We start from the raw sequence: 6233 nt of genomic DNA, 5'->3' as shown, positions 1-6233 counted from the left end.
ATACTCTTGAAAAGATTCTAAACACGTTCTTATAAAAAGGAGTTGAACGAATGAAATTTACAATTATCCCGTTAAAGAATAGCGGGCAGTCATCATATGTAAAGAATTTTTCAAGCTGGTCAGCGGTTGAGCAATATTTGATGCGTAAGACTGAATGCGACCAGCGTGTACTCAAAACCAATGAACCGACTAATTTGAAATCAACGAAGGACTAACTAGGGGGACTTATTAATGAAACGATCAACAGTACGAACAGTCGAAGATATTTTACGGGATTATCCACAAATTGATAAATATATCGAAACGCGTGAGCAAGAATTACGCTACTCATCACGAGCCGCCGATGAAAATACTGGTGGTGGTCGGGCACAGAATAAGGAAATCAATCCCACGTTGGCCACATTGATTACGATTGATGAGGACCGCCGAATCAACGCACTGAAACGTCAACGCGCCATCGTAGAAGATTGCTTGGATGAAGTCGGTACTGATACGGAAACCATTATCGGCGAATTATATTTCAAGAAACATCCCAAGTACACCTTAGTCGGCCTAGTTGATAATAACGTGATCAGTGTAGGCAAAGCCCGAGCTTATGAGCTAAAGAACGCGTTCATTGATGAGTGTGCTAAGGGATTGGGACTGTACGATATTGCCTAGTGGAAAATATCGAGAAAACTGATCGCCATTATCGTGTTAAATTAGTAGCATGCCAAATGGTTAATAAATAAGTTATGGCATTTCCATAAAAAGCAATTTCAGACAAGGCGTCACCATAGGCTAATGGATAAGCCGTGATGGGATACACGTTCAAAGTTCGCCGGCAATATTAAAGTTTCAGTTTTACCCTTGGAAATAACTTAGAAAGTCAGCTGACGTGTTAATGAGAAGCGGTGAGTCATGAACGTTGAAATTCAATTAGAAAGTAAGGTGTGGTGAGATGTAATGACAAATAAGCATGAACAGGCCCTTCAAGATTACGTGGCCGGTATGAAATACAAAGACATCGCGACTAAATATGCAGTCAGCCTGAATACGGTAAAAACTTGGAAGACGCGGTATAAGTGGCAACGCGATGCGGCTAAAAATTCGGCTATCCAAGCTAAGACGGTAACTAAGGCAATTACAAAGTCAGTCACGAAGTTATCATCAGACGTTCCTCCCGCAATTGAGATATTAGAGGCAAACAATCAGCTGACTGAAAAGCAGAAATTGTTTTGCCTTTTTTATTTACAGCGATTTAATGCGACGTGGGCCTACCAGCAGGTCTATCATGTCAGTCATGAGCAAGCGATGCGCAACGGGCCGCGGTTAATGAGTAATGAAAAGGTGAAGGCCCAGCTAAGTGAATTGAGAAAGCAGCAGTCAACCGAGCTGTATTTCGATATCCAAGATATTATTCGTGAGTTGCGGCAGCAATCCACCGCAGATATTCGCGATGTGCTTCAGTTTAAAACGGTCAAACACCATGCGTGGTATAAGGTACGCGATAAACGTGGACCATACACGGATGGAAATGGCCACTATCGCATGATTCCGAAGATTGATCCTGATACTGGGGAGCAAGCATACTATTACGAAAACGTGGTTAAGCTACGTAATAGTGATGAGATTGACACGACGAACGTTAAATCGTTACGAGTCGATCAGGATAAGGTGACTGTTGAAATGTATGATAAGCAAAAAGCCTTGGATAGTCTGATCAAATATACGGATATTTATGCGGCCCAGCATGAAACGCAGGGCGTTCAAATCGCAGACGACATTGAGGAGGATGATGAACGTGAGTACCATCGTGAAACTACGGAATAAGGTGGCACCGTCGTTTCGTCAGCTGCATGTTGATATTAAGCAGCAGCGACACAGTAATTATTGGTTGTCTGGCGGCCGTGGCTCCACTAAATCTAGTTTTATCTCAATCGAAGTGGTCTTGGGAATTATGAAAGATCCAGAAGCGAATGCGATTGTCCTGCGGAAAGTAGCGAATACGTTGCGTGACTCGGTATTTGACCAGTATTTATGGGCAATTGATGTGTTGGGCGTTCAGGACTATTGGAAGGAATCAATTAGTCCAATGATGTTAACGTACATCCCGACTGGTCAGCAGATTCGTTTTAAGGGTGCTGATAAACCGCGTAAAATCAAGTCGCAGAAGTTTCGCCACGGTTATACGAAGTTCAAACACTACGAGGAAGTTGATGAGTTCGTAGGTTGGCCGGAGATTCGGTCGATCAATCAGTCACTCAATCGTGGTGGTAGTAATATCATGACCTTTTATAGTTATAATCCACCGGCGAGCCAGAATAGCTGGGTTAATCTGACGACTAGTAAAGAAGGGTTACGCGCGGATACATTGGTCCACTCATCTGATTATCTGACGGTGCCACGGCAATGGTTGGGCAAGGAATTTTTGGCTGACGCACAGCAACTTAAGCATGATAATCCGAAAGCTTATGCTCATGAATATTTAGGTGAAGTGACGGGTACCGGGACGGAAGTGTTCAATAATATCGTTAAACGCCAGATTACGGATGATGAGTGTCAATTATTCGATAACGTTAAACGTGGATTGGACTTCGGTTTTGCGAGCGATCCATTGGCATACGTTGAAACTTTTTTTGATGTCGCTAGGCACCAGTTATATATTTTTAACGAAATCTATCAGGTTGGATTGAAAAATCGTAATGCTATTGAGCTAATTAAACGACTGAATCCTGAGAATAAGTTGATTATTGCGGATTCAGCTTCGCCAGGCACTATCGCAGAGTATCGAGATATGGGGCTGAACGTTATTGGTGCCCGCAAAGGCCCGGGAAGTCGGGACCAAGGCTATAAATGGTTGCAAGATTTACGAGCAATCGTTATTGATCCGGTGCGGTGTCCAAATGCAGCCCGTGAGTTTACCGGTTATGAACTGGAACGTGATGGCAACGGTAATTTAAAGGCGGAGTATCCAGATGGTAATGATCATACCAATGATGCCACTAGGTATTCGCTTGAATCAATTATTAGAAAGGGAGGGTTTAAGCCTTGGAAACGAAAACCATGATCGAATTGCTTCGAAATACGGACGCACGTCGGCTGGAATTTAGGCGCCGGTTTGAGCGGTCGTTACATTATTATCGCAATGAAAATGATATTACGCTGCGCAATGCTGGTGAGTCTAAAGTTAAACCAGATGGCAAGGATGAGCTACTGCGGCATGCAGATAACCGGGTCAGCAGCAACTATCATCAGTTGTTAGTCGACCAAGAAGCAGGGTACCTAGCAACGACGCCACCAGCAATTGATGTTGAAAATACGGCTCTCAATGACGCATTGAAAAATACGTTAGGCGATAACTTTAATTTGCGACTTGAACAGTTAGTAGTGGATGCAAGTAATGCGGGTATGGCATGGCTACACTACTGGATTGATGAGGATCAGCAATTTCGGTATGGAGTCGTACCGCCAGATCAAGTTACGCCAATCTACAGTAATGACTTGGATAGAAAACTATTAGCCGTACGCCGGACTTATCAGCAACTTAATCCAGCTGACGGCAAATCGTATTATATTCACGAGTACTGGACGGATCAGGACGTTACGGCGTTTAAATCGTCTGCACATGATTACGTTGATTTGCAGACGATCGATGACCGATTCAGCGTTACGGATGTATCCACTGGTGAAACGATCGGAACCAGCAATGTTTATCAACATGGTTTCGGACGTGTCCCATTTATTGGTTTTCCTAAGAATAAGCTGCAGCGCCCTGATTTGTTTAAGTATAAAGGGCTGATCGACGTTTATGATAATGTGTTTAATGGCTTCGTTAACGATATCAATGACGTCCAACAAGTCATCTTAGTGCTGACAAATTACGGTGGTACTGATTTAGATGAGCTGATGCAGACACTTAAAAAGGACAAAGCGATTAAGATGGATAGCATCGGACCGGGAGATAAATCTGGTGTAGATAAGCTAACGATTGATATTCCGGTTGAGGCTCGTGATAATGTCTTACAACGAACGGATAGTAAGATTTTTGTCGATGGTCAAGGCATCAATCCGGTTGATTTTAAAACAATCGGCAATGCGTCGGGAACTGCGATCCGTGCTTTATATGGCCATTTAGAACTAAAGGCGTCGATCACGGAGGCCTATTTTCGGGATGCGCTTAATGAACTAGTGCGCGCTATGATGAATTGGCTAGGCGTAGCGGACGCAAATAGTCGGCCAATCAGTCAAATGTGGACACGAACCGCGATTCAAAATAGCTTAGAACAGGCACAGGTGGTTGCACAAGTTGCGCCGTATTCTAGTTCTGAGGCGATTGCTAAGGCTAATCCGATTATCACAGATTGGCAGCAAGAATTGGTTGATAGACAGGCAGATATGATGAGAGTGGACGTGCATGAGCAGCCTGGTGAAAATCAAGCATCAGCAGGTAGCGTGGAACAGGATTAGGGTTTTGACAGTGCTTTATAGACTTGGTTTAAAGTGTGTTTAGTATAAATGACAGTGTCATAAGACCGGCGTTAATCGCATGGCCTTTTTTAATACCCTAATTGTCCTTGGCATGACGTAAAAAGGCCATTTTGTTTTACCTTGAATTGCGGTCGCACCGCGTCATTAAAGCGTGAAAGGAATGGTAGATATGAAACGAGATGTGTTAACTAAGATGGGGCTGACTGATGATCAGATCAATGCCATTATGAAAACCAACGGGCATGATATTGAAAATGCCAAGGCCGGAATTGGTGATGTTGCTGGAATTAAGCAGGAAAATGAGCAGCTACGTGACCAGTTGACTACCCGGGATCAGGATATGAAGGCCTTGAAACAACAGCTTGGTGATAATGAAGGCCTCTCTCAGCAGGTAACGGCGCTTCAAGCTAAGTATGATCAAGATACCGAAAATTTAACAGCCCAACTTAAACAAACCCAACTTGACGGGGCACTTGATGCGGCGCTGACCGGAGCTAAGGCACGGAATACCAAAGCGGTACGCGGCTTGTTGGATATGAGTAAGGTTAGCTTAACAGATGAGGGTCAGCTGGAAGGTTTTGAAGATCAGGTGGCAGCTTTAAAGCAATCGGATGGTTATCTATTCAATGGTGGTCAGCAGACCCATTATGAACCCAACGGTGGTGCTGGTTCTCAGGATGAGAATCCAACCCAAGTGATGATTGATGCATTCAAACAACAGTAAGAAAGAGGGACATTAACTTATGGCAACAATTAATTATGCGGACGCTTATCAACAAGCGATTCAGCAAGCTTTTTATGATGGACATTTATTCTCAGCACCGCTCTGGAACTCACCTTCCAACAGTGTTATTAGATTCGATGGGGCGAAACACATTAAATTACCTCGTTTAACGATTGAAGAAGGACGGCGAAATCGAGCACGGCGAGAAATCACGACGATTCAAGCTAATTATTCGAATGATTGGGATTCTTATGAATTAACGAATGAACGTTACTGGTCAACCTTGGTTGATCCGAGTGACGTGGATGAATCAAACATGGTCGTTTCGATTGCTAATATTACGACCCAGTTCAACAAGGATGAAAAGATGCCTGAAATGGATCGTGAAATGTTCAGTAAGTTGTATCAGGGTAAGATTGCCATTGATGGTGCTGATGGTATTCATACGGATACGTTAGATGAAAAGAGCATTTTAGAAGCTTTCGACAATATGATGACCGATATGGATGAACAGCGAGTGCCGCAACAAGGGCGTTTCTTGTATTTAACACCTAAAAACAACGCGATCCTGAAACGTGCAGATGCGATGAATCGTCAGTTGGTCTTGAGTGACGCTAATAACGTGCAACGTTCAATTTATAGTATTGATGATGTTACCGTGATTGTCGTACCATCTGATTTGATGCAAACTAGCTTTGACTTTACGGTGGGCTCAAAGCTTAAGGATGATGCCAAACAGATTGAAATGTTCTTGATCTCTAATGGTGTCCAAATTGCACCACAAAAGTACAGTTTTGCTGGTTTCGATGCACCAACGGCCGCTGCTAGCGGGAACTATCTTTACTACGAACAATCTTATGATGATGTGTTATTACTGAAGACCAAGACGAAGGGGATCGAATTTGTCATCAGCGATAAGACGATTAATAAGCCAACTGATGCTAACACGATCGATGAGATTAAAGCGTACCTTGATCAAAAAGGCATCACGTACAGTGCCGGCGCTAACAAGGCCGATTTATTAGCTTTAGTTGTTTAG

The 6233-nt window shown here is 43.3% G+C and carries 7 protein-coding genes; all 7 read left to right on the top strand.

Translation table 11 applies throughout. The annotated features are described in order from the left end of the window. The first annotated feature begins 50 nt into the window (after positions 1–50). Positions 51–215, top strand: coding sequence for a hypothetical protein (locus ACG95_RS14525; protein WP_160300363.1), 165 nt, complete (start codon positions 51–53; stop codon positions 213–215). Positions 216–231: 16 nt separating this feature from the next. Beyond that, positions 232–660: a transcriptional regulator gene (locus ACG95_RS07475; RefSeq protein ID WP_047999932.1), complete on the top strand. Its 429-nt coding sequence runs from the start codon at positions 232–234 to the stop codon at positions 658–660. Between the two features lie 285 nt (positions 661–945). Further along, complete coding sequence (locus ACG95_RS07470) at positions 946–1812, top strand: terminase small subunit (RefSeq protein WP_053072728.1); 867 nt, start codon at positions 946–948, stop codon at positions 1810–1812. Next, the gene (locus tag ACG95_RS07465; RefSeq protein WP_420324097.1) at positions 1784–3049 is read left to right on the top strand and encodes a PBSX family phage terminase large subunit; all 1266 of its coding nucleotides are present in this window, start codon (positions 1784–1786) and stop codon (positions 3047–3049) included. Before ACG95_RS07470 ends, ACG95_RS07465 begins: the two co-directional genes overlap by 29 nt. Further along, positions 3031–4449 (top strand): phage portal protein, encoded by a 1419-nt coding sequence (locus ACG95_RS07460; protein WP_047999930.1) that lies wholly within the window; start codon positions 3031–3033, stop codon positions 4447–4449. The genes ACG95_RS07465 and ACG95_RS07460 overlap by 19 nt, the downstream gene beginning before the upstream one ends. Before the next feature lie 190 nt (positions 4450–4639). After that, complete coding sequence (locus tag ACG95_RS07455; protein ID WP_047999929.1) at positions 4640–5194, top strand: phage scaffolding protein; 555 nt, start codon at positions 4640–4642, stop codon at positions 5192–5194. A 19-nt stretch (positions 5195–5213) separates the two neighbouring features. After that, the gene (locus tag ACG95_RS07450) at positions 5214–6233 is read left to right on the top strand and encodes a hypothetical protein (RefSeq protein WP_047999928.1); all 1020 of its coding nucleotides are present in this window, start codon (positions 5214–5216) and stop codon (positions 6231–6233) included.

Source organism: Lactiplantibacillus herbarum (assembly GCF_001039045.1).
GTDB classification, from domain to species: domain Bacteria; phylum Bacillota; class Bacilli; order Lactobacillales; family Lactobacillaceae; genus Lactiplantibacillus; species Lactiplantibacillus herbarum.
The sequence above is the reverse complement of the archived record's forward strand: the minus strand, read 5'-3'. Positions and strand labels throughout refer to the sequence as shown.

Coding starts and splice junctions, on each gene's coding strand:
- ACG95_RS14525 (WP_160300363.1), top strand. CDS start 51: ATGAAATTTACAATTATCCCGTTAAAGAATAGCGGGCAGTCATCATAT.
- ACG95_RS07450 (WP_047999928.1), top strand. CDS start 5,214: ATGGCAACAATTAATTATGCGGACGCTTATCAACAAGCGATTCAGCAA.
- ACG95_RS07470 (WP_053072728.1), top strand. CDS start 946: ATGACAAATAAGCATGAACAGGCCCTTCAAGATTACGTGGCCGGTATG.
- ACG95_RS07475 (WP_047999932.1), top strand. CDS start 232: ATGAAACGATCAACAGTACGAACAGTCGAAGATATTTTACGGGATTAT.
- ACG95_RS07455 (WP_047999929.1), top strand. CDS start 4,640: ATGAAACGAGATGTGTTAACTAAGATGGGGCTGACTGATGATCAGATC.